Raw genomic sequence first — 26,272 nt, forward strand, 5'->3', positions numbered from 1 at the left:
TGATAACGCAGGTTATTGCAGTTAGGTCTCTACTAGGGTTATTGCTGACATAGACTACGTTAGCGTTAAACCCATCTCTTTCAAGCATTAATCTCTTTCATACCTATAATTTGAGCTATTGTGTGAGGAATATCAAACACCCTCCCCACTTTTAACTCAACCATATTGCCAACGAATATAGGATCCTGCAAAACACTGAGTACATCCCCTTCAAATATGTAATGCGGTTTTGCCAATTCAAGAGCGTAGTCTCTAAATTTCTCAAATTGCTTGTATGTTGCAAACCTGACAGAATAGGATTCGTTTTTCAATTTTGAAAAGCTAATTTTCCATTTCTGCTGAAAGCTAGCTAAAATCTTTATTATCTCTTGTTCTTTTTCTAAGTATTCAATATCAAATAATTCTTCTTCGTCGTCATTAGCTTCGTAGTACTGGGTCCTATCCCAATCGATTGAAATATGCTCTTCAAGTATAAATTCAAATTTTCCGCCTAAGACATCAAGACCGTGTAATAGGGATTCATCATTTTCTTGAACTCCGTACTTCAAAGCTGATACAATCCAGATAATAGGTGCACTTTTGAGGTTACGTCTAGCACCCTCCTCAACATTTTCTATTCGGCCCAGTATCTCCTTACAATGATAGTCTGCACAGGATGAAAAAAACTTCAAAATTTGACCAGACAGATCTAATAAAGCATAACCGTTCTTCTTCAAATCGTATTTCTCTAAAACATTTGCTAGTTGCCTATAAAGTGATTTATCTTCTTCATTTTGAAGCAAGTCAAGCGGTTTATACCAATTATCTTTCCTGTAAATATTGCCCTCATACTCAAATTTTCCTTTACACAATTGCAATATTTGCTCTTGTACATAAAGGTTGTATAAGAAATCACTTACGGTATAACCAACCTTCATATGCCAATTACGATTATATCTGTCAATCTCTTTGCTAGAATGGGTACTAAACAGATACTTTCCAAATAAAATATCTTCGCTGGCTCTTTTGTAGATATTCTGCAATACAGATCTTTCTATTTTTTGAGGGGGATCGAATAATTCAAGATCATACTTAATATTGGCAAGATTCTGTTTCAGTCGTTGATTAATAAATTTTATTTGTGCCTGTACACTATCAATTGATATTCGTTCCTCGGGTTGCTGCCTTATCATATTTTCGACGAGATTATCGAGCTCAAAGAATAATGGATAACTATCAGCTATTAACTTAAATTGGGAACCTGCAGGATTTTGTTTTGTAAAACACTCATTAATTATTAATCCTAATGCATAGATATCGGCTGCTGCGTCAACGTTCAAAGCATTATTTTTCAACTTCTGTTCTGGTGCCATGTAATTACGGTTTGCAAGCCAGTCATTCTTCTTTGTTATATCATACTGCTTGAAATGAGCTATTCCAAAATCTGCCAGCACCAATTCGTTCTTATCGACTAGAATATTCTCGGGTTTAATGTCTCGGTGTTTTACTCCTTTCTTATGAATAAACTCTACCGCTTTACAAATTTTAATAATGCATTTAATTAGCTTATCAGCATCCTTTTCTTTATCTATTACATCTCTTAACGTTTTTGAGTAATACGGCATTACATAACAAGGTATGTCGTTATTATGGTCGGTTGCTATCACTTTTACGATATTCCTATGCATAGTATTTTTGCAAAAGACTACCTCATTCTTAAAACGAGCAATTTTGTCTTGATTTGTCGAGTCAATAAATTTTATAGCGTAGGTATTTCCGTTTGACTCTGCCCGCCATACTTTACCAGAACCGCCACTACCTTTTTGTTCTTTCAGTAAGTAATCGATACCATCTAAATTTATAATCTTATTTTTTCTGTACATTATTTCCCACTTTGTATAACTTCACATCCCTATAGTTCTCAATCCAGCCTGTTTAGTAACAATAGTTGATCCTTCAATTTAAGTAGTCGCCCTACTAAATGCTTGATCCGATTATGAAATACCGAGATCTCTTGCTGATACTTCAAATACGACAGTACGAAGGAGTCCATCACATGCGTATATAAAATAAAATCTTCTTTAACGACGACATCAAATATTTCCAGCTCCATTATTTTATCTACATTGCACTTTAGCAGGTAAAAATTGTTTATATTACTAGTATACTCGTTAATCAAAGAATAAAACTTTGCTAGTTCTTCCTCTTTTACTTTTCTACTTTGTTGGTCGTCTTTTTGATGGTCGAGTATTTTTTGTTCTAAGTATGAAGTAATTTTTTGATAACGCTCCATCAATAATGTATCGTATTCACTAATGAAAGAATTTATTTTAACGACTTCTTCAGAAATTATTTTATACGTATCTCTAATACCAGAAATTCCAGCAAGTGCGTAATATAAGTTTGATAGATCATCTTCGTCAAGCTCATCAGAAAAGAAAACGGAATGATATCTCAATTTATCGATAGAATCCAGAACATCTAACTCTGGAAATAAATAAAGCATATTGACCGGCATAATCCCTTTCTCAATATTATAGCCCACAACGAATGATTCCAAAAATTTTGTACTCTCCTCGGTGACTTTATCTGAAACGATTTTTGCATTTCGAAGAATAACCTCTTTTAACTTAGCATCATCTCGATCTTTTTTAAGTTTCTCAGCTTTGGTAGTTCGTAGAAACGCCTGTTTGGATAAAAAAACGGAGGAAAATATAGTCGCTATTGTGATAAATGCTGGCCAAACAAATTCTTTAAAGTTATCTCTATCGACAAACCAATCATAAAGCGTAAAAACGTAAGAAACATCCATAGTTAATAATTTTTTTAGTAACAAAATATAGTAGCAAAACTCAGAATTAGTCATGTATATGGCTACTCTATATTTAACTTTTTACTTAACAAACTCTAGGGTAACCGAACAAAAGCAAACCGGCACTTATATCCTGCAAATTCCAAACTCTTATTAGCTACGTTATAAAAAGTTACTTTGCTGAAAAAAGGAATATCTAGCTTTTTACTATTCTTAGCCACTACCGACACAAACAGAATATTATAAGACGATGGTACCAACGGTTTAAGCTTAGCCGCATCACTATATTTATCATTTTGTAAATGTTCAATAAATTGATCCAATAACTTCTCATCTTGTCTCAATACAATACCACTAAAATTTCCTTGCTGGAACAGATGACTCAAACTAAATGAAGATTTACCCATCTTGACATGAATAAAGGTATTCGTTGTAGAATCATATACATCACACGCCTCATTCTGATCTTTACCTATATACTTAACTTTAGCATCCGGGTGTCCCAAGTCAAAAAGATAACGTCCCTTTAAGGCATCACATATCTCCTTATTGTATTCTGACTCCTTAATCTTATTTTTTGTCGGCGTCGGTAATAATGTACTACCGTCAATAACACGCTTTTGAAAATAGCTATTTATCAAGTCGTAAAAGTTCGGAGAGACTTCATACCAACTGCCTTCCGACAGAATATACCTATTGTCATTTAAGTCTGTTTCCCAAGAAAGTGCTCTTTCCAAAGACCAACTTCTTCCCCTTCCATCTTCTTTTATTTCGTGAATTTTAAATCCAGACAAAGTGTCTATCGTGATTTTTTTTCGCTCGTCGCCTATACTCTTCTTCCAATCAAGTATAGAAGGCATTTCGAATACAGACTTTTTATCTACCCTGGTTCCATCTCCGGTAGTGAAGGCAAAACCTTTAATAAGATTATCTTCTCCAAAATAAACAGGAGGTATAACGTATACCTCATCCAATTTCCCATTCTTGAGTTCTTTCACAAGCAACTTATTCAAGTCCTCTTCTAGTTTTTTGTCTCTAACTAAAGATATGTTGTCTATCCACGGATATTCAGTTTTGTAAGTTTGCTTTTGATAAAGTTTGTATATCTTACGAACGTATTGTTTCAGCACCTTCAGTGATCCAATAGGTTTGATCGTCCGCAAGCTGTCACGCCCTTCAAAGGCCTCTCCTACTTCCATATTTTTAGGTACCTTACCGACAATACCTCTTAGAATTTCTTTTTCTTTATTAATTTCAAAATCCTCTGGTGTAGTACCAACCACCGCCAATCTCTTGGTTTTTTGTGATTTTTGTTCCGGTTTAGTTGTATCCAACTGCCTAATTTCATTTTTAGGAATAGCATTAATTGCCGTCTTTAGACCAAAATTATATTCTGTCTTACTTAGATCCATTAGATGAACCCCCATACCGAAAGGTATCGCAAAATATCGATTTTTCACTTTTATCACGACAACGGCGTATGAAGAGGAATTATTAAAAGGATTGGAATTCAGTTCGAAGTTTTCTAATACAAAGCCTGCCCAATCAGGGGTATTTGGTCTACTTCGTTTGTAGTACAATATACAACCGTCTTCTTCTCTGCTTTGAAGTCGTTGTTTAAATAGCTTTTTAGGATCTGTTACGTCTTCTTTTAAAAGATAAATGGTTGGTTTGATAGTGCCCATAACGAGTTAGTTTAGTAAGATACAAGATAAACAATTATAAAATATAATGCAATAAAAACTACTGAGTAGGCAAAGTTAACAACCTGTATTGTACAATTTTACGGAAAGCCGTAAATGCATTTCGCGATTACAGTCTCGTATAATACATCTATTCTCCTCATTTTTGCGGAATAGCATCTGCCGGATTAAATTCCACAATGAGTTTCCGCATACGTCCTTTGTCGCTAAAAAATGGCGACCTAGATTTATCGTCTTATCAAAGAAATCATTTTTTCCACTATCATCTGTATAATGGTATATTTTAACAGATTTACAATTTTCATGATCAAAAACTTCTTTGAACATCGTACGATCAGAAAGACCACAAGAATGTCCTATAACAAGTACTTGAAAGTGCCCATCATTTAAAAATCTTATTAAATTTCGATAATTGGGGGTTTGCATATAGAAATAAGATTTGATATGTGCAAATAGATCATTATTCCGTTGTTCCTCAAATTGCGTATAAGCAGTATCATGTTCGTCTCCAAATCCAAATATAATAGAGTTATCAGGATTATTTAACTGACCGTGAATATGGTTTTCCTCAACACTTAAGTATCTTTTATGCTCTCTTATTGCGTCAAGATAACTTTTGAAAGTATTCGTATAATTGAAGTTTAAAATATATGCTTTATCGTTGTTAAGCTCATTTGTAATATCCCATAACTGCCCCTGTATTAAAGACTCTTTATCGAGTAAAGTGTCAAAATCGTCCGTCTTAAGATCAGAAATTAGAGCTGATAGAAGTTTATTATGTATTTCTATACCAGACCCGTCTTCAGTAATTAGATACTCTTCCAGTTTACTTTTCAAAAACTCAAAATCTTTATTTATTCTTCGAAGATAATCCAAATCATGTGCTTTATTGCCATCATTATATTTCTTCAACGCATCAAAATACTCTTGCTCGATATCTACCCATCCGCATTCTAGACAAGCATCAGTTAATCGTTTAAAGAATAATGATTTAAAAGATACACGGTGAGCGGTTAACTCAGACACTTTACTATATTTTTCAATGTTGCTTTTTGCTCCATATTGCTTATCAGGATCGAAACTCAGATAAGGTTCCAGAAGCCCCTGTTCGTATAAATATTCACTCAATCCTTTTTGTCCTGATAGGTTATACAAATTCGTAAGCCTATAATGTTCAAGAACCGATATATGAAGAAATTCATCTTCGTGCGGCTGACTATTAGCATATATACCTGCACGTTTAAAACATTCATCCAGATACCAAAAGATAAAATCTTTGTAGCTCGTTTTTAATCCATGAGCTAAGTCAAAGCCGTTTCCAATCAATATCAATCTATTCATAATAATATCAGTATAGTTCTTCAAACTATTAGGTTCTTTAGTGTTGTGCCCGCCCCTCCAGGATCCTGAAGCCCCCTTTTTATCTGCTTATTTCGCAACCGAAAACCACGAAGTGGAAGCATCCGTAGAAATAAACGTTTTCTAGCCTTTTTCTGAAAGGGCATAATAATTGATCGACGTCAATATTTTTAACCTCACCACCCCTCAGCGACTTAAAAGCTCCTCAACCCATTCGATATCAGAAAATTTAATATGTAATGCATGTTTCATTCAGTCATTTCTTTAAATGTCCTTGTAATGACACCGTAAGTGTTTGTCCTTGTATTTAATGCCGGATACGTGCCTTCTAAAATATTAATCACCGCATTGTTAATTGCTGGATTTTCCAGAGAACCACTAATGAAGCTTATCTTATTGCCATCTTCCTTGTCCATACTCACATGGACAATTTGTTCCGCATTGCAAGCCACAGCTAAATTTGGATTGTGCGTAACTATAATGATTTGACGTTTTTCCTTTGCTCTTTTGATGAACTGAACAAGGATTTTAAAAACACTCTGATTATCCAAGTTTTCTTCCGGTTGATCGATAACCAAAGGAATATCATTTTGATCTAAAGTGAGATAGAATATCAGTAGCAATGCGCCTCGTTCCCCGGGTGAGAGTTCTGAAAGATTCTTTTCTCCCAATTTTAATTTGTACTCCGGTTCTAAATAGTCCAAATTAAACAGGTAGGTGTATAAATCGAGTACGGAATAGCCTTTCTTTAACTGTGCTTCTATCTCTCTTTTAGCTTGCTTTTGATCTTCTCGCTGATCTGTATGGAGGTTTAAAATAATCTCATCCAAAAAGGCAATTAACCCACCAGATGACTTCAATTCATGGTCTTCAATAATTTGATGCAGCTTTTCAACTCCTGTTGGGCTTCCAATAAAGCTCCCTTTACTGCCCAAACTAACATGGTCAAAAAACTTTTCTACTAAACCCACAATCTTTAGATCAACATCTAATTCGATGCTATAATCCGACAGAAGTGTTCCGAAATTTCGAATAAAGGCGGTTATCGGCTCAAATAATCTTTTATATAGCGTTATTATTTCTTCTTTTTTCTTAAATAGCTCTGTCGTTAAGGCTTTTCGACTTTCTTTCGCTTTATCCAAATCGGCTGTCAGCCGGTCTTCAATGTACGATATTTGGGCTTTTAATGCGGCGATTGACCCATCTTTATCCTCGTCGCCAATAATTAGCTCTCGCTTTTCTTCCCAAGTTTTCTTAGCATCTAAAAACTTCTGGTAGGCTCTTGATTGTTCGTCAAGCTTCTCCTGTAGGTGATGTAGTTCTTGGTCCAGAGCTTCTCTTCTATCTAAAAATCCTGTTTTCTCTTCGTTTGTGATGGATCGATTTAAAGCAATAGATTGATCTTGCTTGGATCTCAGCAAATGCGCAAGGGGCTCTTTATTTACAGTCAGTGAAATACTATCATTTAGAATTAATGAATGTTTATCAAAGGTAGGTTGGACCTCAGTCTTTAAGTTGCCAAACTGCCTTTCAAACGATCCAATTGATTGTATTACTTTTTCAACTTCGGCTATATCTATTTTCGTATTGGCGAGAGATTTTTGAGCCTTGTCAATTTCACCATCAAAAGCGGGGATTTGATCTCTTATGGCAGATATACGCTCGGTTATTTCTTTATTTTTTTCAATTGCGGTTTCGTCCGTTGGTGCTTCAACAGGTGTTGGCTTAGCGGCATCATGCGCCATAAGTTCGTTGTCTTTCTCCTTAATTCTTTCCTCTATAGCCTTTCGATAACTTTCAGAGTTCTTTTTCTCTAGTTCAATGATTTCTTTATTAACATTTTGAAGTTTCCCCTTAATTTCCTCAATATCATCATTTATTATTTCGGAATGGAACTCAACAAGTTCATCAAGATTATGTTTACCTAATTTATCTGAATCTGAAAGGTGGGAAAAAATTACATTTCTAAGCTCGCCCTCAAAATCCTTTAAATCTTCGTTACATAGTTTTTCTATAAAGCTTTGAGGTAGGTATTTAACTTTTTCAACAGCGGTTTCCTCTGGGTTGTCGTCTAACAGGCTAGAATCAGTTGTGCCGTCCCCCCATTTTAAATCACCTGAAAAGCTTTCTGCTCTATTTGGTTTTGGTTTTCTGAACTTCTTTCTTTCCAAAAAAGAAAAATCCGCATAATTTCGTGTATTCCCAAGAAGTCCTATTACATCCGCTATCGCACTCTTTCCCTGACCTTTATTTCCGATGATAGCAACCATCGATGGGTTCAATTCTACCTGGAAATTTTCGAACCATTTTTCTGCCAAGCCAGAATTTTCAATTTTCTTTATAGAAAGTGAATCAATAAATTTTGTCGGGCTATTTTTTCTTCTATCTAATAGAGGTGGGGTATCACCTATAAATATTCTAGTTTTATCATTGGCAACTTGCTTGAGCCCTTCGAATGTTAAATCAGCTTTCAACCAAGTGAAGGAATTGCCAATTCTGTCTTTTTCCGTTTTCCTTTCCGAATAGGAATGCGCGTCACTACAATCCAGCAAGTAGTTTCTAACTCCCACTTCCGTTAATTTATCACCATGCCTTTTATAATGGTCAGGCTTCTCTAAGGAAACAAATGAAAAAGTAGCCTTATTTATTGTACTTTTTTTATCAGCGGCAGAGCCGTCCCAACGCATTACATCCCATTCTGTTTTACCAATCGCCGTCAAACACTTATCCTTAAAATATCCACCGACCTTATCCAAGACATCCTTGTAATCAAAATTTATATTCCAAAATCCGACTTTTAAATCGGAATGGGTAATTGCTACATTGGCACTTTCTTTGATTTTTTTTCCTAATTCTTCAAGGTATTCTTTAGTAGCGACCCCCTGAAATTCAATTCCTTCAATATCCGGTGAAATTTTGACAGAATGCTGTATCGAATTAAGAAATTGAGCTTCAATCACTTCAGGCGAAAGTTCGTTTGAAAAAATGATATGAAGGTTGACTTTCTTCCAGGCTTCATCACCAAGCGAAGCAAATTTATTCACCCTTAATTCTATAATAGGTAAAATAAGATCAATATTGGCCAGCCTACCTTCGTCCTTATATTCCTTCACCTTTTTATACCCATCAAGGAATATATAATCGTTAATACCTAATGCTTTGAATTCCACTGGCAAAGCTTCAAGATCAGTAATATACTTTTCCCAAGCTTCTTCAGTATCACCCCCATAATGCTGAATTATCGATTTCGGAGTATGGACGTGTAAATCCCATTTGTTCCATTCCGAACCTCTTGCAAACTTATTCATAACTTCAATACTATTTTTTCGTTTCCAATGTTTTATCTTTTATCGCTTCTGCAACGTAAGCGATAAGATCGTTGATAAAGAATTTCCGCCCTTTATTGGAGAAACATCTGTCCAGTGCTTCGTAGCGGATAATTGCGTGCTTGTTGGTGGCCATTGATCAATTTTGTTGGTCTACATACGAATATACGTCTTTTGCGTGTATGTGCACAGTTAATCGTCAACCTGTGTACGTACAGTGCATACCGTGTGTTTTACTTTGTGACAAGTTTAATCATCCGGTCATAACTTTCCTTACGGGAAACCGTATGGTAGGGTCGAATGAACTAAATATGTTTGTGAAATTTTTAAACTATGTATAAAACGATACTTTCCGGATTATTAATTTTATCCCTCACTGCTTGCAACAGTTACAAATACGGCACCGAGGGGTCTGCCGAAAAAAGCAATCTGACCATCGGGGTGGTCAAAAGCAAAGTTGTCAAAGGAGAGACAACGCAGGATGAAATCCTTAAACTATTCGGCTCGCCTAATCTGGTATCGAAAAACAAATCCAACCGCGAGGTATGGAGTTACAACAAAATGTCTGTCGAGAATAAGGCTGGTTCAACAGATTTCTTTGCGGGGCAGCGTGCCAGCCAAAGTACCAGTAGTAAATCTTTCGATCTGATCATCACTTTCGATGATAACGATGTTGTTGCCGATTATTCTGTCGTATCCACTGCTTATTAACCTTAGTCTATATACCAAAATGAAGAAAATTATTACATGCTTATGTGCTGTAGCGCTACTAAGCTCGTGTGCTACGCAAATGATTACCAAAACGCCGGCTGAAGTGAAGATGATGACGACCAAACAGTTTGAATCTGACCAAGATTTGGTATTCAAATCCGCTATCAGCTTATTGCAGTCCGAGAGCTACATCGTAGACCGTGCCGACAAGGAAACGGGATTGATCAACGCCAGCAAACGTATAGAGAACAAAAATGCCAATATGCAACGGGCGTTATGGGGCAGCTCGAAAGACGCGAACACCTCCAAAGCGATGTTTTATGTCGAGGGCATAAACGAAGCGGTAACGGAAGTAAAGATTACGTTGTATGAAGGTGCTGAGTCCAGCCGCAGTGGTTACTGGGGCCAGGTGAATAAGGACACAAAGGAACAGATGATTTACGAGCCTCAGGTTTATCAGGCTTGGTTTCAAAGCTTACAGGCTGAGATCGAGCGGAGAAAGGCGCTGGGAAGATAGTGTTTGCGCAGAAGCCATTCTCTTGTGGGATGGCTTTTGCTTTTCCAAGCTTGTGGCTGGCTGATCGGTAATTAGACAAAATCTTTCTCCGATTGCAAATCGTCAGCGAAAAACAATTCGTCTCTAGATGATTAAAACCTTACTTTCTACTTGATTTAGACGTTTCCAATTATTAAAAACCTTTGTATTGTCCCAATTCAATAAATGTTTGTGACAATTAGAGGGGCCAATCAGTAAGTGAGTCTAAAATTTATAAATATACCCAAGTGAAAGACCCCAGGTAGTTTTCAATTTTGAAACGGTTGGACTCTCGGGTTTAATTATAGGTTGGTAGTTGTCATCATTGAAAACATTACTTTTGACATTTACGTTTCCCGCTATACATAATAAATCTAGGCTAATCATACCATTTCTTTTACCGAAAGATAGGCCTCCGCCTCCGGCAATACGCGGCAAGGGTTTATTAGCGATAGACAATCCCGGGCCTACAGTTCCGTGAACACCGAATCCGTTATTACCGATTTTGTAACCGACGTGCAAAAGTACCGCAAAGCCGACCTCTCCTCGTCGGTTTTCCTCATCCACAAGAGAGAAAACAGATGTCGAGTCGCTGGTGGGGATTTCTTTTATACTGTAGCTTTCATGTTTAAAATTCGCGTAATAAAAGGCTCCACTTAGTCCAATATAGATCTTGTCAATTGGAAATTTGTAGTTCATTGTATAGGATTGTCCATATTCTGGTTTCTTGGGAGAGATAGTTATAGTAAGATCGCTGATATCACCATTATGCTGAAAGGGCATTGATACGTACTTTCTACTATTATTGTTGTCCAAATGCATGATAGAAGTCAGGTATTCAGATATCTTAGTGGGGGAAATTTTTTCCAAAATGGTGTTTACGGTTTCTTTAGCTTTTGACAAATCAGAATTCAACGTCGCGTCCTGCTTTTTTATTTCGGCGTCTTCATATTCCTTTGCATATGCTGGATCGCTTTCCTTAAATTTCTTATAGTCGGCTTCCAATTTTTCCAAAGCGCTTCTGATTTTCCGAATGGCTCCTCTGGCTGTATCAGAATCCCGAACAATTTCTTGAAGTGTTCTGGCTTTACGTCCCTTCAAAATACCGTCCAATTTGGGTTCACCCAACCCTTCTAAATAGGACAGCGCCTGAAGATTTACATCAAAAATCAAGTCATCTGCGTTCTCGAAATCTGCATTTGCATCGGATAAGATGTTCTTTATTGTCTGTTGATTAGTAGCTATTTCTATCTTGATTTTCTCTTTCGCTTTCACGGCATAAATTGCTTTAACTATCTCTTCGTAATCTTCAACCCATTTACTATCTAAACTTGACGTTATCTTTGATATTTCAAAAGGATCACTAACGATCTTCTCGCCAAACAGGTTTACTTTTATTTTTTCGCCACTTTTTAAAGTTGCTTCATCCAAAAGATTAACCGCCGGTATACTTGTCGAAGAAGTCGCTATGTTGATACCGTCTATTACATTGTTAATGGCGTCTGCTCCGATTAACTCAAAAGTCGGAAATTGGACATCGGAGATGATAAGACTATCTTTTTTACCGATTGCCACGTTATATATGTTGAGATTAATATTATCAATTTCTATCTGATATAGCTGCCCTCTTTTTATCGAAGAAACATTTTCCAGTCTAAAGTTTTTTGGATCTTTAAAATCTATGGACAGTGTTTGGACTTTTATCGTATCTTTCTCATTTTTATGAACCGCTTGAACCTTAGAAGCCGCGGTAGATCTGTTTGCCTTTTGACTTAGCGACTTAATACGCTTGGCTTGAAGATGATTTGTCCCAACTAAAATAAAAACGAGTAGGAATAAGGATGTTAATCTCATAATTTCTTTTTTCGGTTAATTTGTTATTTTCTATCGTAAGAATTAGACTCCTTTCTGCGGTATGGTTCGCTTCTCAGAATAACTTCGATAATTTCATTTAGTCGCTTTAATAATTGTTGATATTTGTACGAATAAAAATATATATACATTTTCAAAAAAACAACAGCCCCCAATGTTTTTTGCCGATTTCAATTTTTTTCATGTAAAAAACTAGGATTACGGTTTGTTTCCATAAATCATACGGGACTTAAGGTCGACGGATTCCGACTAAGGTTTGTTGAACTTTTTTTGGACATATGTCTTATTGCACCCGCCGGCCAAAGCGCCAACAGGATTAAGACAGGCTGAAAGAACAACGCTTGCTCATGGCTGATCGTTCCGGCATGTTGCAGAATCTCGTTACCCGTCATCCGAAGAAAATCATCAAGACGTGCTACCCAGTCAGTCATATACAGCGGTGACCACGGTTGAGCACGTTTAGTTCTTCTTCGTTGAGGTAGTTTTTTGCAGTCTGTAGCTCTGGCTTAGTGGGTGTATCTCCTTTAAAATTCGTCAACCCCAGATTTGCCTAACCTCTCGTTCTTGCGTTTTATCTTTGATTGCACCGTGCTGAGTGGTTGTTCGGAAATTCCGAACAACCACTTCCTCTTCGAGCTCTCCCTCTTCGAAAATATACTTAATATGTTCACTAACTGTAGCTTTTGATTTTTAAAAAAGCTCACATAATTGTGCTTGTGTCAACCACACGGTTTCGCCCTCGAAACGGGTCTCGATACGTGTAATACCGTCATAGCTCTGATAAATAATAATTTCGCCTTTTGCTTCATAGCTTAAAAGTTTAAATCAAGACGCGCGATAAATCCACCGATATTATTTCATCAATGCTCAACCCATAATACCGCGCGATCTTGACCAACAAATCTATCGGCGGCTCGGCCATGCCGTACTCGTATTTCGAGTAGCGGGTGCGGGTAATACCCAACTCGTCGGCCAGCTGTTGCTGTGACCGCCCCCACTTCGCGCGCAGATACTTCATATTGTCAGCCAGATACAACATTGTTCCAATTTTGAACAACAAAAATACTAATATTTTTAGTATTTCAACATAGCTTTGTATGAAATTTAACAGGAAAGGTATAGCATGGAACGCGCAATAGTACACATGGATCTGGACACGTTTTTCGTATCCTGCGAGCGCTTGAACAACGACAAGCTGAAGGGAATACCGATCATCATCGGTGGTGGCGAACGCGGTGTGGTAGCCTCCTGCTCCTATGAGGCACGTTATTTTGGGGTGCACTCGGCCATGCCCATCAAGATGGCGTTGCGGCTCTGCCCCGAGGCCAAAGTAATGAAGGGCGATATGGAACGATATTCCAAGCTTTCACATATGGTGACGGAGGTGATCGAAGAAAAAGCACCGGTGGTAGAGAAGGCAAGCATTGATGAGCACTACCTCGATATCACGGGTATGGACCGGTTTTTTGGCGCCTATAAGTGGACGGAGGAACTTTCCCAATCCATCACCCACCATACGGGACTACCGATCAGCTTTGCGCTCTCGGTAAACAAGACCGTGGCCAAGATTGGTACAGGCGAAGCAAAACCTCTCGGTAAAAAGGAGATCAGCGCCGGGATGGTGCGTCCTTTCCTAAATCCACTGTCGATCAAAAAGATACCCATGGTGGGCGATGCTACCTTCCAGCTGCTCTCGCGTATAGGCATCCGGCAGATACACACGCTAGCGGATATGCCGATGGAGGTATTGCAGCAGATGATCGGTAAGAATGGTATCGACCTCTGGAAAAAGGCCAATGGTATAGATTATACGCCTGTAGAACCGTATACCGAACGTAAATCGATTTCGACCGAGCATACGTTTGGCCAGGATACGATCGACTTGGCCAAACTGCGCAGCGTCATCAGCGGTATGGTGGAGAAACTCGCCTATCAGCTGCGCAGCGAGCAGTGGCTGACCTCTACCGTGGTGGTGAAAATACGCTATTCCAATTTTGACACGGAGACCAAGCAGTGCCGCATTCCGTATACTTCGGCGGACCATACGCTGTCGCGCTGCGTGATGGAGCTATTCGACAAACTGTACAACAGGCGCATGCGCATCCGGCTGATCGGTGTGCGGCTGACGAATCTGGTGCGGGGCAGCCTACAGATCGACATCTTTGAGGATACACAGGAAATGGTGGCGCTCTACCAGGCGATGGACCGCATCAAAAACCGCTTTGGCGTGGATAAAGTGGGCCGGGCTTCGGGATTCAGGGGGTTGCGTAGGGAGGAGGTCTAACATGTACCTGAACTGCCACTCCTACCACAGTCTGCGCTACGGCACGCTTTCATTGGAAACGCTGGTGCAGCAGGCGCTTGCCTGCGGGGCAACTTCGCTCGCCTTGACGGACATCAATACCGTAACGGGAATCTATGATTTTGCCAAGATATGCCGCAAGGAAGGGATAAAACCTGTGGTGGGCATGGAATTTCGTGAGGGAAACCGCCTACTTTACATCGGCTTGGCGAAAACGCAACGGGGTATCGGGGAGCTGTGCCGACTGCTTACGGCCCGCAACTGCGAGGGTATGCCCCTCCCCGATCGGGCTCCAGATTTCCAAGATGTCATCACTATCTATCCGCTGTCCAATGTGCCGCAGCAGCTGGGCACGGATGAATATATCGGCATCCGCCCCAGCGAACTGAACCTGCTGGTACAGGAAAAATGGAAAAGCTTGTTGCCGCGCATGCTGGCGCTAAACCCGGTAACGGTATCGGGCAAAAAGGAGTATAACCTGCACCGCATCCTGCGCGCTATCGACCTGAACGTGGTGCTGTCCCGCTTGTCGGAAGATGCTTGCTGCCGTACCGATGAATATATGCGGCCTACCGGGGAACTAATGGAAATATTTGGGGAGTACTCGCAGCTCGTGGCCAATACGGCTCGGGTAATGGAAGCTTGCGATTTTGCGTTTGATTTTAAAACACCCAAGAACAAAAGGCACTATACGGGAAACCGCGAGGGTGATATCAACTTGTTGACGGGGCTGGCTTATGCGGGTTTGAAAAAGCGTTATGGGGAGAAAAACCGACCTGCGCGGGAGCGTGTGGAAAAAGAGCTGAGGGTAATCGATGAGCTGGGATTCAGCGGTTATTTCTTGATTACCTGGGATATCGTTCGCTACAGCAACAGCATGGGCTTTATGCACGTGGGCCGGGGCAGCGGGGCGAACAGCATCGTGGCATACTGCCTCGGCATTACGGATATATGCCCCTTGGAGCTTGATCTGTATTTTGAGCGCTTCCTGAACCTCAACCGCAAGACACCGCCGGATTTTGATATTGATTGGAGCTGGCAGGAAAGGGATGTAATATTGCAGTATATATTTGACCGCTATGGCAAGGAACATGTGGCTTTCTGCGGCACGAATGTGGAATTTAAGTACCGCTCGATATTCCGGGAGGTGGGCAAGGTATTTGGTCTGCCAAAGGAGGAACTGGACGGGCTGGCAACCCAGCCGATGGAGCTGCACGATAACAACGCGGTGGTGGCGGCTGTACACAAGTATGGCAAGATGCTCGAAAAGTTTCCGAACCAGCGGAGTATGCATGCCTGTGGGATATTGATATCGGAAACGCCGATAACCGATTATACGGCTCTGGAGATGCCGCCCAAGGGTTTTCCGATCGTGCAGTTTGATATGCATGTGGCGGAGGATATCGGTTTTGAAAAGTTTGATATCTTGAGCCAGCGGGGTCTGGGCAGCATCAATGACGCGGTTAAACTGATCAGGAAAAACCGGGGGATACAGGTAGATATCCGGGATACGACGCTCTCCAAGGGGGAAATGCGCTGCAATGATTTTCTGGCTCGCGGCCAGACGATCGGCTGCTTCTACATTGAGTCGCCGGCCATGCGCGGGCTGCTGCGCCGCCTCAAGTGCGACAACTACCCGACGCTGGTGGCGGCTTCTTCTATCATCCGCCCGGGGGTAGCGCAATCGGGCATGATGAAGGAGTATATATTCCGGCATAACTATCCGGATCGTTTTGAGTATTTCCACCAGGTATTCGAGGAGCATCTGGGCGATACGTACGGTATCATGGTGTATCAGGAGGACGTGATCAAGATCGCGATGCATTTTGGTGGCCTATCGGCGGCTGATGGAGATATTCTGCGGCGGGCCATGAGCGGAAAAGGCCGGTCGCTGTCGGCCTTGCAGCGGGTAAAGGATAACTTTTTTGCGTCCTGCACACGCCTTGGCCACCCGGAGGTGCTGAGCCGCGAGGTGTACCGGCAGATCGAATCGTTCGCGGGTTACTCTTTCTGTAAGGCGCACTCGGCTTCTTATGCAGTGGAGAGTTACCAGAGTCTTTACTTAAAGGTGTATTATCCGCTGGAATTTATGGTGGCGGTGATCAATAACCAGGGTGGTTTCTACCGCACGGAGGTGTATGTGCACGAGGCGCGTATGTCGGGCGCGCATATCTTGAACCCATGCATCAACAAAAGTGGTTATGAGACGACTTTATATGGTCGGGATGTGTATCTGGGCCTGATGCTCCTGCAGGGATTGGAAAGTAGGCTGGCGGAGGGTATCGTGGAAGAGCGTGAACGCAACGGCGACTTCTGGTCACTGGAGGATTTTGTGCAGCGTATACCGATCGGCATCGAGGGGGTGCAGCTGCTCATCTTTATCGGGGCTTTCCGTTTTACGGGGAAGTCGAAAAGTGAGCTATTGGTGCAGGCAAGACTGCTGCTGGTAAATTTTAAACCGGAACAGCGCATGCCACTTTTGCTGCGGGAACCGGCCAAGGAATGGTCGCTACCGAAGTTGGAGCGCTCTTACTTCGAGGATGCTTTTGATGAGATCGAACTGCTGGGCTTTCCGGTTTCCTGCTCGCCTTTTGATCTGTTGCAGACGACTTTTCGGGGAGATGTGATGGTGGCTGACTTGGTGAACTGCCACAAGAAGCAGGTCCGGATGCTGGCTTATCTCATCGCGCGGAAGCATGTGCCGACGAAAAGGGGCGCAATGTACTTTGGTACGTGGATCGATGTGAAAGGTGATTACTTCGATACGGCGCATTTTCCGGACTGTCTGGAGCGCCATCCTTTTAAGGGTGGCGGCTGTTATTTGTTGCTCGGCACGGTAGAGGTGGACTACCACTTCCCTACCTTGACGATCCATAAGATGGCTAAGCTGCCTTTTATCCCGGACCCGCGGTACAACCACGACCGCGATAGCCAGTATAAGATTCATCAGCAGATCCGTGAGGATGTGAGCATGACGCATCGCGCGCCTTATCCGCAGGCGCACGAGATTGGGCTGCCGAGGCGGAAGATGGGGTGAAGATTTTTATTGGGTCATAGAAGCTCCGCCCGGAATTCAGCGATACCTTATAGCTATTGTTCTTGGTTTATTGCTATTTTCATGCAGTTTTTCGATAATTTTATCATAAATCAACCGTTCAAATTTTTTAACCTCCTTCCTGTTCTCAAAATAATTAAAATCTCTATTCATTTTCTTTATCTCACCGTTATCGCGTTTTTCAAACTCTATGGAGTTGCTACCTTTGAGTGGAGACAGATTTGAAAAATAGATTTAAATTTGTTAACAGATGAAAAGAGTATTTGACGATTCCTTTAAGAAAATGGCAGTAGAGCTTTCTTATAGCAAAGGATCGGTATTAGAAGCGGCAAAAGAACTGGATATGGATGCCAGTAGACTAAGTAAATGGCGCATGGATCCAAGATATAATGGTGGCACGATATTACCTAAAAACGACAAATTGACTCCCCAGGAGCAAGAAATCAGGGAGCTAAAGAAGAGGTTGCGGGATGCAGAATTAGAGAACGCTATCTTAAAAAAGGCGGTGGCCATCTTTTCCAAGGGAGACTGAGAAAGTACGAGTTCATACGTAAACACATAAATATCTTTCCAGCCAGAAAAGATGTGCAATACAATCAAAGTTAGCAGCAGTGGATTTTATAAGTGGCTGACCAGACCACAAAGTAACAGAGAAAAAAAGACAGCGGAATTATCTGCCCTGATACAGCAGGAATATGAAAATAGCCATCAGATCTACGGAAGTCCCCGTATTACGCAGGAACTGAAGAAAAAACACTGGCAGGTATCTAGGTCGTATGTAGCGCGCTTAATGAAGAAACTGAACTTAAGAAGTAAGATCCGTAAAAAATATAAGGTGACCACCGATTCCAGCCATAGTTATGGTATAGCTGAAAATCTCCTCGGGAGAGATTTTTCAGCGAATGCATTATCCCAAAAATGGGTCGGTGATATTACCTATATAAAGACTACCTGCGGATGGGCCTACCTTACTGGTACTGGAACACAAACCGACAGACAAGATCTACATCGATTTCTCGGGTAAGAAGCTCAGCGACACTTTATACTCTTAACAAGAATGGGATTTTAATGCTTACCCTTAGACTTCAAGAAGATTTTAATGAAAGAGAATGGAAGAGTGATAAATTTCTTGAGTAGCTAAAAAAAATTGTGATAAGGAATTTGATATGGTGTTGATAGCTGAGCACTTGGTCCATATACAGTATACTCAATAGATAGCTATCCGTAAAAACATATTTACTAAAATATTTAGCTTTATTAAAATATTTTTTATATTTGGAGGATGCAACTTGGAGTCATAAATTATGATTTCAAGATTACAACATTATAAAATATTAAAGTATCACAAAATGTGATACCTCTATAGAATTAAACACACTAATCAACGATTATCAGTTATGGCAAAGCAGACCCAAGATATAATTATCCCTAACGGAGTTTTGGCGGATAGGATATATACGCTACGACATGAAAATATCATGCTAGATCGGGATTTGGCAGAGCTTTATGGTGTAGAGACACGTACTCTCAAACAAGCTGTAAGAAGGAATATCGAAAAATTTCCAGAACACTTTTTTGTCAAAATTATATAATGGGTAAAGCTTTGCTTATGCGCAATTAGTTACAAATTCCCTACACAGTGCATAGGGAATTTAAAGCCACCCCTGCTTACTATATTTTTTAGCAAAACAAACACAAATCAAAGATATTTTAATAAATTTGCCTGAAGGCTTATAATCATGAAGAATAGTACCAAGATAACAAATGCGAGTATAGACTCGGCAGGGCTACCAAAGGATGCTAAACAGGTCATTGCGGAATATCTATGGAATGGATTTGACGCCAAAGCTACAGTTGTAGCTATTGACATCACGAGCAATCAGCTCGGTTACATAGAACAAATTAGCATTAGTGACAATGGCGAAGGTATTGCTCCCAATACGCTGGATTATTCTTTTGGCAATTTTCTGGATTCCTTAAAAAAGGGACAGCCTAAACGAACTTCGTACACACGTGGTAAGAAGGGAAAGGGACGATTTGCCTTCTCTCTATTCGCAACACGCGCTACCTGGTACACGGTCGTAGCTGCCGGCGATAGCTTGGTACAGTATAAACTCGTGATAGACAGAGACGCGAAGGACGAATACGATAACTCGGAACCGCAGCCTTCGACTGCATTAAATACCGGCACAACAGTAGTGTTGGAGGGTGTATTTGGTCTGAATGCTATGACATTACAGTCGGAGGAATTTGTGGATTTTCTGGCGCAGGAGTTTGGTTGGTTCTTGCATCTAAACAAGGATTTGGGGTACAGCATCAAGATAAATGGCAAGCCTATCTCCTACCAACAGCTGATTCAGGAAACGGATGAAACTTCGTTTACAATATACAGCCCCGAGGAAAATTCTTTTGTCTTCAAGGTAAACTATATCCGTTGGAAATACCCTATCGGCGACCGTTACTATTATTATTTCCTGAACAGCCATAAGGCGGAGGTAGCTAAGCTGTTGAGCAGCTTTAATAATAACGCTATCGATTTTCACCACTCCGTATATGTGCAGTCTTCTTTTTTTAACGGTTTTGAGATGTCCGATATGATGTTATCCGGTGAGGGAAACTTATTCAGTGAGAAGGAACAGCAAGTGGTATACCGCAAACTTGTAATTGAACTACGTGACATGCTGGAACGTAAACAGAAGAAATATGTGCGCGACCAGGCGGTGGATATCAAACTGCAGGAGCTGGTACAAAAAGACTTATTGCCTCACTACAGTTCATCAGACGTGGATAAACAGCGTAACGTGACCCTCCTGCAACTGGTACAGGAACTTTATATAGCTGATCCGCGCGCCTTTGTTGGTGTTAAAGCTGACTTAATTCGGACCTATCTGGGATTCCTAGACCTGCTGCTTCAAACTGACCGTAAAAATGAGATACTACCCATTGTAGAACGGGCTATACCCTTATCGGACAAAGAGCGTGAAAGGATAGTTAAGATATTGAAGTAGGTAATACCGTTTGCAGGCTAATCGGTAAATTCCAGTCAAAGCTTTTCAACTCCTTATTTAGTTCATCCAACAGCTGCTCTTCAGTAGGTAAATACAGCTTATATTGACAGGCAATAATTTGTCTCTGCCCTTCAGCTTGTCTTTATGAAATTAGTTTTTAAATAGGTAATAAAATGTCGGTACTAACATAATATAAGGAAGTGCTGCTATTACTAAATTATGGATCGGGTATGGACGTAGATCGTTCGCAAACATGCTAAAGAGAGTGATCGACAGGAAACAAACAATTATTAATATTTTTAAAAGGCGAAAAGTATGAATACCTTTTCTGTACAATCTCTCCGCATTATCTTCTGTAACTTCTTCTAGATAATTGAAGTACTGGGGAATGAAAGCGAATGTCGTCATTACTAAATAGAGTATTGTTGCGGAAATAGGAAGATTCCATATTTTATTCTTCGCTACGTAACCATCAATTTCGCCCGAATTGTTATAATGTATAGGTACGGTGTCGGGCAATACTTTGTAATTGAGAATCACCAGTAGCCAATAAGCGAGTAAAACTAGCAAACAGAATAATTCAAAAAGTTTATCTTTTTGTCGAAATTTCAACTTAATATCAGGGCGTCTGGGCAATCTAGTCATTAACAAATTTCTTTTAGTAGAAAATAAGCCTATGGATTACCTTACGGTTTTCAACAACTACAATTTGTACCATATGTGTAGATTCACAATCCATAGAATCAGCTACATTACGCGATTAAATACAAAACAGAAGAAACTATATTCTCCACATCCTAAGTAGATATTTCAAATATCTATATAAGTAGAGAATTATAAAAACCTTATTAAATAAAGTTTTTAATAGTGTAAAGTCTGAGGTTCCTTTTACTGTTGCATACACCGGAGTAAGCTGACCCCATATTGCCGGGCAACAGCTATCCGATTCCGGAGCATATTGACCCCTCATAAGGTTCTGATTTTGGTTTACTTTGGGAAAAAGATATTACCTAATGGCCGGAAAACCCAGGCCCATGTGTCAGATAAAACAGATGATCAGGCTGCACGAGCAGGGCTATGCGATCAAATCGATAGCACGCAGCCTAGGTATAAGCAAGAATACGGTATGTCGTAACTTTATAACAGAACACGCATACATTATTTCCTTTTTGCAACATTTTCCTTAACAAGCTTTTCCTTAATAAGTTGCAACCCCTTAGTCGGATTAAAGCTCAACAATTGTTTGGATAAATCTGTAAAATTGGGCAAAAAATATACCTTCGATTCACCAACTTTTATGTAATAGGTAAAAGGAAAAAAGGATTCGCTAATCTCACTGATCCTTTCCAGATAAATTTTTCTTGTCGTAAACAGCTTCTTTATAATCACGTGGTTTTCCGACAAATAAACATCAGCATAAGAAAAGCCAAATTTCAAAACCAAAGAAATTGCGGCAAGAAAAATGACTAAAAAGACTCCGCCTTCTACTGTAAGGTTTTTTGAAAATGTGATATACGTTAGGAACATTGTAAATGGCACAAAAAATAATAACAGCATTATCTGTGCTACTTTCGGATATCCACCGCTCACCTTTTTAGTTGTCATTTTCACTCCTCTTTTTATTTGTATCCCGAACTCTAAGCTCCAGCTAAATCCAGCGGATGACTTCACAATTTTACTTCTTTTTTCTCATACTTTCGCCCTATAGTTCAATTCTCTAGAAACCACGGATAAATCGGTTCAGTATGGCGTTTGTGAACAATAAATCTCTCTGCGGTAATAGTTGGCCATTGCTTCCGATCAATAATTCAATGCTATTGAGGAATAGACAATTAATTGGGAACAAATAATTTGTATTGCTAATCTAGTTGATATTCTCTATTTTTAGGGTAACAGTTACTGGGGCCAGGTGAATAAGGACACAAAGGAACAGATGATTTACTAGTCTCAGATTTATCAGGCTTGGTTTCAAAGCTTACAAGCTGAGATTGAGCGGAGAAAGACGCTGGGCCCGAGAATAACGTTGTTGAATTTGCTGATGTATTGGGACTTGCATAAAGATCGAAACGCATAGTATCAAAATCAGAAGGACTAAAGAGCTAACAAGGCTGGATTCTTATTACTTAGGATTTCACTTTTTTTACATTAATACTACATGTACCTCACGCCATTTTATATAATACCGCGTACCTTCGTAGTGTAAATTATGGCTTCAAGCGTTCACCAGTTTAAGGATATAAGTGATTACCTGAATGTAAGTAACCTTCAGGTCCAACCAAAATTTTCCGATTTCGTCATGTATGATTGGGAAGACATAAACTGGCATGCATGCGTGGATGACATTCCCTACCGTCATCATTATTTTGAGCTAGTGTTGGAAATCGATACTGATTGCAACTTTACCGTTGACCAATTTAATTTCACATCGGTCCATGGTCAAAATACGTTGTTCTTTATCAGTCCCTACCGTCTCCAATCTTGTCAATCTGGAAACGGTCTAGGATCTCACAAAGGCTTTACCATCCTATTCAAACCCGAGTTCCTGCACCTTCAGTCATCCAACACGTTATTTTTACAGGATTTCCCGTTCTTCAACCACCTCAGCTCGCCGAGCATCTCACTTGATGGCCAATACGCGGAAGATATGATCGAAGTATTCCGTAAAATAAAGTATGAATACGATAATCACAATGTATTTAGCAGAGAGGTCATCAAAAACTATCTCCATATCCTTTTGCTGAAAGGGAAACTGCTGTACCGGCATCAATCTCCCCTCCATAACGGTATTGGCCGCGAGCAGGAAATCTACAACGAATTCATGCTACTCGTCCAAAAGCACTATTCGGAGTTCGACGCTGTGGGCGAATATGCAAACCACATGCATATCAGCCCCAAACATCTTTCGGAAACCATAAAAAATGTCAGTGGACAAAGTGCGTTGCAGGTCATCCACCATGCCCGGCTCCACCATGCCAAGGCACTCCTGCGACAAACCAATATGACTGTTTCACAGATTGCCCATAATCTCAATTTTAATAATCCCGACTACTTTTCCGTCTTCTTCAAGCGCCATGTGGGTGAAAGCCCGGTAACTTTCCGTAATTCTTAAAGAATCTTCCTCCTTTTGTAAAGTATACACTCTTCATTGTCCACTTACTTTTGTACCAACAAAATAAGTGAACTTCATATGAACAATGTAACAAACAACAAAAATGCGGTAACAATTATTGGTTTAGGACCAATGGGACAGGCCATGGCAACGGTATACCTCAACGAGGGTTACCGGGTAAATGTATGGAATCGTACCGCCAGTAGGGCTGAGAGAATCGTTGAAAAAGGAGCCATAAAGGCAAATACGGTTGTCGATGCCCTAGGCGCCAGCAAATTTGTTATCCTGAGCTTGACCGACTACAGGGCGATGTACACCATCTTTGCAGGAGCCGAAGACGCCCTGAGAGATCGACTTATCGTCAATCTTAGTTCAGATACACCCGACAAGACAAGGGAATCGGCCACTTGGCTGAAAAGCCATGGAGCTGAGCTCCTCGTGGGCGGGATTATGGTACCCGCCGAACTAGTGGGGAAAGAAGGGGCATACGGATTTTATAGTGGACCAAAAGCGGCATTCGACACACATGAAGCGAGCCTTCGGCTCATCGGTAGAGCCGATTATGTTGGCGAAGATCCCGGACTCGCTCAGTTTTACTACCAAGCTCAACTCGATATTTTCCTCACATCCTTAGCTGCGTATTTGCACGCCACGGCGCTCGTGGGTTCCGCCGGCGTTTCCGCTAAAACATTCCTCCCGTATGCCATGAAAACATTTGAATCCATGTCAGTTATTGGTGCGTTGGCAGAAGCTGCTGATCACATCGATTCAGGCAAATATCCTGGCGATATGGCCAATGTCATTATGATGGGCGCAACTGCCGACCACATCGTCCGGGCGAGCCAAACTGCGGGGATCAATACCGTGTTGCCGGAAGCGGTAAAAACGCTCTATGACCACACCATTGCAGCAGGACGTGGCAAAGACGGTTGGCCTAGTTTATTTGAGGCAATTAAAAAGAATTCCTAGAAACTCACAAATAAAATCATTATGACAACAAACAATAAAACAAAAGGAGCAGTAACCGTCGTTGGCTTAGGGGCCATGGGTACTGCGTTGGCCAACGCATTCTTAAATGCGAATTACACCACTACGGTATGGAACCGATCGCCGGAAAAGGTCAGTGACATGGTAGTCAGCGGTGCAAAAGGTAGCACAACAATCACTGAGGCCGTATTGGCAAGTCCGCTGATTGTAGTTTGCGTCCTCAACTATGAGGTGGTTTATCGCATTTTCGATGAATTGGACTGGAGCGTTTTGGCAGACCGCATCGTGGTCAATCTCACCAATGGTACACCAAAACAAGCTCGGGAAATGGCAATCTTCATCGAAGGGAAAGGTGCAAAAGGTTATGTTGATGGTGGAATCATGGCAGTACCGTCGCTTATCGGCCAAAAAGAAGCCTTCCTCCTTTATAGCGGTTCGAAAATCGGGTTTGAAGCATATCAAAGTGTATTGAGCGCCTTGGGTGCTGTGAAGTTCCTCGGCACTGACGCTGGAATAGCAGCACTACATGACCTGGCATTGCTCAGCGGTATGTATGGTATGTTTGGTGGGTTCCTTCAGGCAACGGCATTGATCGATAGCGCTCAGGTTCCGATAACGGAATTCACCACGTCCTTACTCATACCATGGCTACAGGCAATGACAACCGCCATGCCGGAGATGGCAGCACAGATTGAGGTGGGAAACTACGTCTCCAAAGAAGCCAATTTGGCGATGCAGGTTGCCGGCGGAAGCCTCGTTGATTTCAGCATCGCACAAGGAGTAAAGCCTGATCTGCTCGTCGCTGTGGAACTACTGATGAAACAACGTGTTGCCGACGGCCACGGCGGGGATGATTTCGCGAGCTTGTTCGAATTAATTCGAAAGAAAGCCGCGTCAAAAACTGAGGTTATCCCTTGACCCTCACATTAATTGTCCATTCATCGACGTACGTCTATCTGGTTGTTTTCCCGTTCGTTTTCTGTTAATTTTTTGAGGGCACTTTTCGGGCGCTCACTGATTTGATCATGAACAATCTGCGTAAACCCACGCTTAACTAAAGGTGTGAATTGCTCCACTTTGGCGGTTACGACGCTAGGATATACTTGTTTGGCAAAATATCGGACAAATTCCTTGCTTGGAGCCTGCATCTCGCCGTAATCAATATTTGAAGTTCATTGAAAAACTTAAGATCGCTGGCAACCGAAGAAATACTATCGAGATCGAATACGGTTTTATGGAACTTCCGAAGTTCGGCAATTTCATTATCCTTGATATCTGTAATCTTAAACTCAAAGAAAGGTTTACACCAACAAGCTATGTCGTGACAGCAAAACTGCAACGTAGCGTTGCAGTTTTATATCTCATTGATAAGAACCTCACAATCATATAATCTATCAGCCAAACCCTGTTTATTTAAGGTTTTCAGATTAGTCTATACTCTTCTAAAGGGGTCCTGTATCCAGACGCAGCGTGTACAATAATCTGAGAATTTCATATGTTCATAATCTGATACT

The 26,272-nt window shown here is 40.7% G+C and carries 24 protein-coding genes; 12 read left to right on the forward strand and 12 right to left on the reverse strand.

Annotation, left to right across the window (positions count from 1 at the left end; genetic code table 11):
* Window positions 1–80: 80 nt before the first annotated feature.
* From G5B43_RS02815 to G5B43_RS02840, 6 genes are all read right to left on the reverse strand, one after another.
* A complete protein-coding gene (locus tag G5B43_RS02815) occupies window positions 81–1,862 on the reverse strand; it encodes a serine/threonine-protein kinase (protein WP_165293181.1) in 1,782 nt (593 codons plus the stop codon).
* Between the two features lie 38 nt (window positions 1,863–1,900).
* Entirely contained in the window at window positions 1,901–2,791 is an 891-nt protein-coding gene (locus G5B43_RS02820) for a hypothetical protein (RefSeq protein WP_165293182.1), read from the reverse strand.
* Window positions 2,792–2,886: 95 nt separating this feature from the next.
* Window positions 2,887–4,476, reverse strand: coding sequence for a DUF6119 family protein (locus G5B43_RS02825; RefSeq protein WP_165293183.1), 1,590 nt, complete (start codon window positions 4,474–4,476; stop codon window positions 2,887–2,889).
* Window positions 4,477–4,551: 75 nt separating this feature from the next.
* Entirely contained in the window at window positions 4,552–5,835 is a 1,284-nt protein-coding gene (locus G5B43_RS02830; protein WP_165293184.1) for an AbiH family protein, read from the reverse strand.
* A gap of 266 nt (window positions 5,836–6,101) precedes the next feature.
* Window positions 6,102–9,161 carry a TrlF family AAA-like ATPase gene (locus G5B43_RS02835; RefSeq protein ID WP_165293185.1) on the reverse strand — a complete coding sequence of 1,020 codons (3,060 nt, stop codon included), beginning with the start codon at window positions 9,159–9,161 and terminating at the stop codon, window positions 6,102–6,104.
* 10 nt (window positions 9,162–9,171) lie between these two features.
* Window positions 9,172–9,315, reverse strand: coding sequence for a hypothetical protein (locus G5B43_RS02840; protein ID WP_165292682.1), 144 nt, complete (start codon window positions 9,313–9,315; stop codon window positions 9,172–9,174).
* 197 nt (window positions 9,316–9,512) lie between these two features.
* On the opposite strand from G5B43_RS02840, the gene G5B43_RS02845 reads away from it, so the two are divergent.
* Window positions 9,513–9,890, forward strand: a complete 378-nt coding sequence (locus G5B43_RS02845; protein ID WP_165293186.1) for a hypothetical protein — start codon at window positions 9,513–9,515, stop codon at window positions 9,888–9,890.
* Window positions 9,891–9,909: 19 nt separating this feature from the next.
* Window positions 9,910–10,407 (forward strand): hypothetical protein, encoded by a 498-nt coding sequence (locus tag G5B43_RS02850; RefSeq protein WP_165293187.1) that lies wholly within the window; start codon window positions 9,910–9,912, stop codon window positions 10,405–10,407.
* 243 nt (window positions 10,408–10,650) lie between these two features.
* On the opposite strand, the gene G5B43_RS02855 is transcribed toward G5B43_RS02850, so the two are convergent.
* From G5B43_RS02855 to G5B43_RS19600, 3 genes are all read right to left on the reverse strand, one after another.
* Complete coding sequence (locus tag G5B43_RS02855; protein WP_165293188.1) at window positions 10,651–12,279, reverse strand: hypothetical protein; 1,629 nt, start codon at window positions 12,277–12,279, stop codon at window positions 10,651–10,653.
* Window positions 12,280–12,515: 236 nt separating this feature from the next.
* Window positions 12,516–12,728, reverse strand: coding sequence for a hypothetical protein (locus tag G5B43_RS19245; RefSeq protein WP_206367203.1), 213 nt, complete (start codon window positions 12,726–12,728; stop codon window positions 12,516–12,518).
* A 389-nt stretch (window positions 12,729–13,117) separates the two neighbouring features.
* Window positions 13,118–13,441: a helix-turn-helix domain-containing protein gene (locus G5B43_RS19600; protein WP_206367205.1), complete on the reverse strand. Its 324-nt coding sequence runs from the start codon at window positions 13,439–13,441 to the stop codon at window positions 13,118–13,120.
* Between G5B43_RS19600 and dinB the strand changes: the two genes are divergently transcribed.
* The 6 genes from dinB (at window position 13,442) to G5B43_RS02895 (ending at window position 20,662) form a co-directional block, all read left to right on the forward strand.
* Window positions 13,442–14,581: a DNA polymerase IV gene (gene dinB / locus G5B43_RS02870; RefSeq protein ID WP_240904701.1), complete on the forward strand. Its 1,140-nt coding sequence runs from the start codon at window positions 13,442–13,444 to the stop codon at window positions 14,579–14,581.
* Between the two features lies 1 nt (window position 14,582).
* Complete coding sequence (locus tag G5B43_RS02875; RefSeq protein WP_165293190.1) at window positions 14,583–17,636, forward strand: DNA polymerase III subunit alpha; 3,054 nt, start codon at window positions 14,583–14,585, stop codon at window positions 17,634–17,636.
* A gap of 268 nt (window positions 17,637–17,904) precedes the next feature.
* Complete coding sequence (locus G5B43_RS02880; RefSeq protein ID WP_165293191.1) at window positions 17,905–18,186, forward strand: transposase; 282 nt, start codon at window positions 17,905–17,907, stop codon at window positions 18,184–18,186.
* Window positions 18,187–18,237: 51 nt separating this feature from the next.
* Complete coding sequence (locus G5B43_RS02885) at window positions 18,238–18,678, forward strand: IS3 family transposase (protein WP_165293192.1); 441 nt, start codon at window positions 18,238–18,240, stop codon at window positions 18,676–18,678.
* A 373-nt stretch (window positions 18,679–19,051) separates the two neighbouring features.
* Complete coding sequence (locus tag G5B43_RS02890) at window positions 19,052–19,246, forward strand: ORF6N domain-containing protein (RefSeq protein ID WP_206367206.1); 195 nt, start codon at window positions 19,052–19,054, stop codon at window positions 19,244–19,246.
* 147 nt (window positions 19,247–19,393) lie between these two features.
* On the forward strand, window positions 19,394–20,662 hold the full coding sequence (locus tag G5B43_RS02895) for an ATP-binding protein (RefSeq protein WP_165293193.1): 1,269 nt from the start codon (window positions 19,394–19,396) through the stop codon (window positions 20,660–20,662).
* A 150-nt stretch (window positions 20,663–20,812) separates the two neighbouring features.
* Here the strand turns inward: G5B43_RS02895 and G5B43_RS02900 are convergent, their stop codons facing one another.
* Window positions 20,813–21,307, reverse strand: coding sequence for a DUF1648 domain-containing protein (locus tag G5B43_RS02900; protein WP_165293194.1), 495 nt, complete (start codon window positions 21,305–21,307; stop codon window positions 20,813–20,815).
* Between the two features lie 407 nt (window positions 21,308–21,714).
* On the opposite strand from G5B43_RS02900, the gene G5B43_RS02905 reads away from it, so the two are divergent.
* A complete protein-coding gene (locus G5B43_RS02905) occupies window positions 21,715–21,849 on the forward strand; it encodes a helix-turn-helix domain-containing protein (RefSeq protein WP_165293195.1) in 135 nt (44 codons plus the stop codon).
* Here G5B43_RS02905 and G5B43_RS02910 read toward each other — a convergent pair.
* On the reverse strand, window positions 21,821–22,267 hold the full coding sequence (locus G5B43_RS02910; RefSeq protein WP_165292683.1) for a hypothetical protein: 447 nt from the start codon (window positions 22,265–22,267) through the stop codon (window positions 21,821–21,823). The genes G5B43_RS02905 and G5B43_RS02910 overlap by 29 nt on opposite strands.
* Window positions 22,268–22,868: 601 nt before the next feature.
* Between G5B43_RS02910 and G5B43_RS02915 the strand changes: the two genes are divergently transcribed.
* The 3 genes from G5B43_RS02915 to G5B43_RS02925 all read left to right on the forward strand — a co-directional run bounded on the left by G5B43_RS02915 (window position 22,869) and on the right by G5B43_RS02925 (window position 25,676).
* On the forward strand, window positions 22,869–23,771 hold the full coding sequence (locus G5B43_RS02915; RefSeq protein ID WP_165293196.1) for a helix-turn-helix domain-containing protein: 903 nt from the start codon (window positions 22,869–22,871) through the stop codon (window positions 23,769–23,771).
* Window positions 23,772–23,849: 78 nt separating this feature from the next.
* Window positions 23,850–24,740 (forward strand): NAD(P)-dependent oxidoreductase, encoded by an 891-nt coding sequence (locus tag G5B43_RS02920; RefSeq protein ID WP_165293197.1) that lies wholly within the window; start codon window positions 23,850–23,852, stop codon window positions 24,738–24,740.
* Window positions 24,741–24,761: 21 nt separating this feature from the next.
* Complete coding sequence (locus tag G5B43_RS02925; protein WP_165293198.1) at window positions 24,762–25,676, forward strand: NAD(P)-dependent oxidoreductase; 915 nt, start codon at window positions 24,762–24,764, stop codon at window positions 25,674–25,676.
* 20 nt (window positions 25,677–25,696) lie between these two features.
* On the opposite strand, the gene G5B43_RS02930 is transcribed toward G5B43_RS02925, so the two are convergent.
* Entirely contained in the window at window positions 25,697–25,906 is a 210-nt protein-coding gene (locus G5B43_RS02930; protein WP_165293199.1) for a hypothetical protein, read from the reverse strand.
* Window positions 25,907–26,272: the final 366 nt, after the last annotated feature.

The organism is Sphingobacterium sp. SGR-19, assembly GCF_011043555.1.
Classification (GTDB): Bacteria; Bacteroidota; Bacteroidia; order Sphingobacteriales; family Sphingobacteriaceae; genus Sphingobacterium.

Bases quoted from the DNA above. Each gene is read 5' to 3' on its own strand.
- G5B43_RS02815 (WP_165293181.1), bottom strand. From the start codon at position 1,862: ATGTACAGAAAAAATAAGATTATAAATTTAGATGGTATCGATTACTTA.
- G5B43_RS02820 (WP_165293182.1), bottom strand. From the start codon at position 2,791: ATGGATGTTTCTTACGTTTTTACGCTTTATGATTGGTTTGTCGATAGA.
- G5B43_RS02825 (WP_165293183.1), bottom strand. From the start codon at position 4,476: ATGGGCACTATCAAACCAACCATTTATCTTTTAAAAGAAGACGTAACA.
- G5B43_RS02830 (WP_165293184.1), bottom strand. From the start codon at position 5,835: ATGAATAGATTGATATTGATTGGAAACGGCTTTGACTTAGCTCATGGA.
- G5B43_RS02835 (WP_165293185.1), bottom strand. From the start codon at position 9,161: ATGAATAAGTTTGCAAGAGGTTCGGAATGGAACAAATGGGATTTACAC.
- G5B43_RS02840 (WP_165292682.1), bottom strand. From the start codon at position 9,315: ATGGCCACCAACAAGCACGCAATTATCCGCTACGAAGCACTGGACAGA.
- G5B43_RS02845 (WP_165293186.1), top strand. From the start codon at position 9,513: ATGTATAAAACGATACTTTCCGGATTATTAATTTTATCCCTCACTGCT.
- G5B43_RS02850 (WP_165293187.1), top strand. From the start codon at position 9,910: ATGAAGAAAATTATTACATGCTTATGTGCTGTAGCGCTACTAAGCTCG.
- G5B43_RS02855 (WP_165293188.1), bottom strand. From the start codon at position 12,279: ATGAGATTAACATCCTTATTCCTACTCGTTTTTATTTTAGTTGGGACA.
- G5B43_RS19245 (WP_206367203.1), bottom strand. From the start codon at position 12,728: ATGACTGACTGGGTAGCACGTCTTGATGATTTTCTTCGGATGACGGGT.
- dinB (WP_240904701.1), top strand. From the start codon at position 13,442: ATGGATCTGGACACGTTTTTCGTATCCTGCGAGCGCTTGAACAACGAC.
- G5B43_RS02875 (WP_165293190.1), top strand. From the start codon at position 14,583: ATGTACCTGAACTGCCACTCCTACCACAGTCTGCGCTACGGCACGCTT.
- G5B43_RS02880 (WP_165293191.1), top strand. From the start codon at position 17,905: ATGAAAAGAGTATTTGACGATTCCTTTAAGAAAATGGCAGTAGAGCTT.
- G5B43_RS02885 (WP_165293192.1), top strand. From the start codon at position 18,238: ATGTGCAATACAATCAAAGTTAGCAGCAGTGGATTTTATAAGTGGCTG.
- G5B43_RS02890 (WP_206367206.1), top strand. From the start codon at position 19,052: ATGGCAAAGCAGACCCAAGATATAATTATCCCTAACGGAGTTTTGGCG.
- G5B43_RS02895 (WP_165293193.1), top strand. From the start codon at position 19,394: ATGAAGAATAGTACCAAGATAACAAATGCGAGTATAGACTCGGCAGGG.
- G5B43_RS02900 (WP_165293194.1), bottom strand. From the start codon at position 21,307: ATGACTAGATTGCCCAGACGCCCTGATATTAAGTTGAAATTTCGACAA.
- G5B43_RS02905 (WP_165293195.1), top strand. From the start codon at position 21,715: ATGATCAGGCTGCACGAGCAGGGCTATGCGATCAAATCGATAGCACGC.
- G5B43_RS02910 (WP_165292683.1), bottom strand. From the start codon at position 22,267: ATGACAACTAAAAAGGTGAGCGGTGGATATCCGAAAGTAGCACAGATA.
- G5B43_RS02915 (WP_165293196.1), top strand. From the start codon at position 22,869: ATGGCTTCAAGCGTTCACCAGTTTAAGGATATAAGTGATTACCTGAAT.
- G5B43_RS02920 (WP_165293197.1), top strand. From the start codon at position 23,850: ATGAACAATGTAACAAACAACAAAAATGCGGTAACAATTATTGGTTTA.
- G5B43_RS02925 (WP_165293198.1), top strand. From the start codon at position 24,762: ATGACAACAAACAATAAAACAAAAGGAGCAGTAACCGTCGTTGGCTTA.
- G5B43_RS02930 (WP_165293199.1), bottom strand. From the start codon at position 25,906: ATGCAGGCTCCAAGCAAGGAATTTGTCCGATATTTTGCCAAACAAGTA.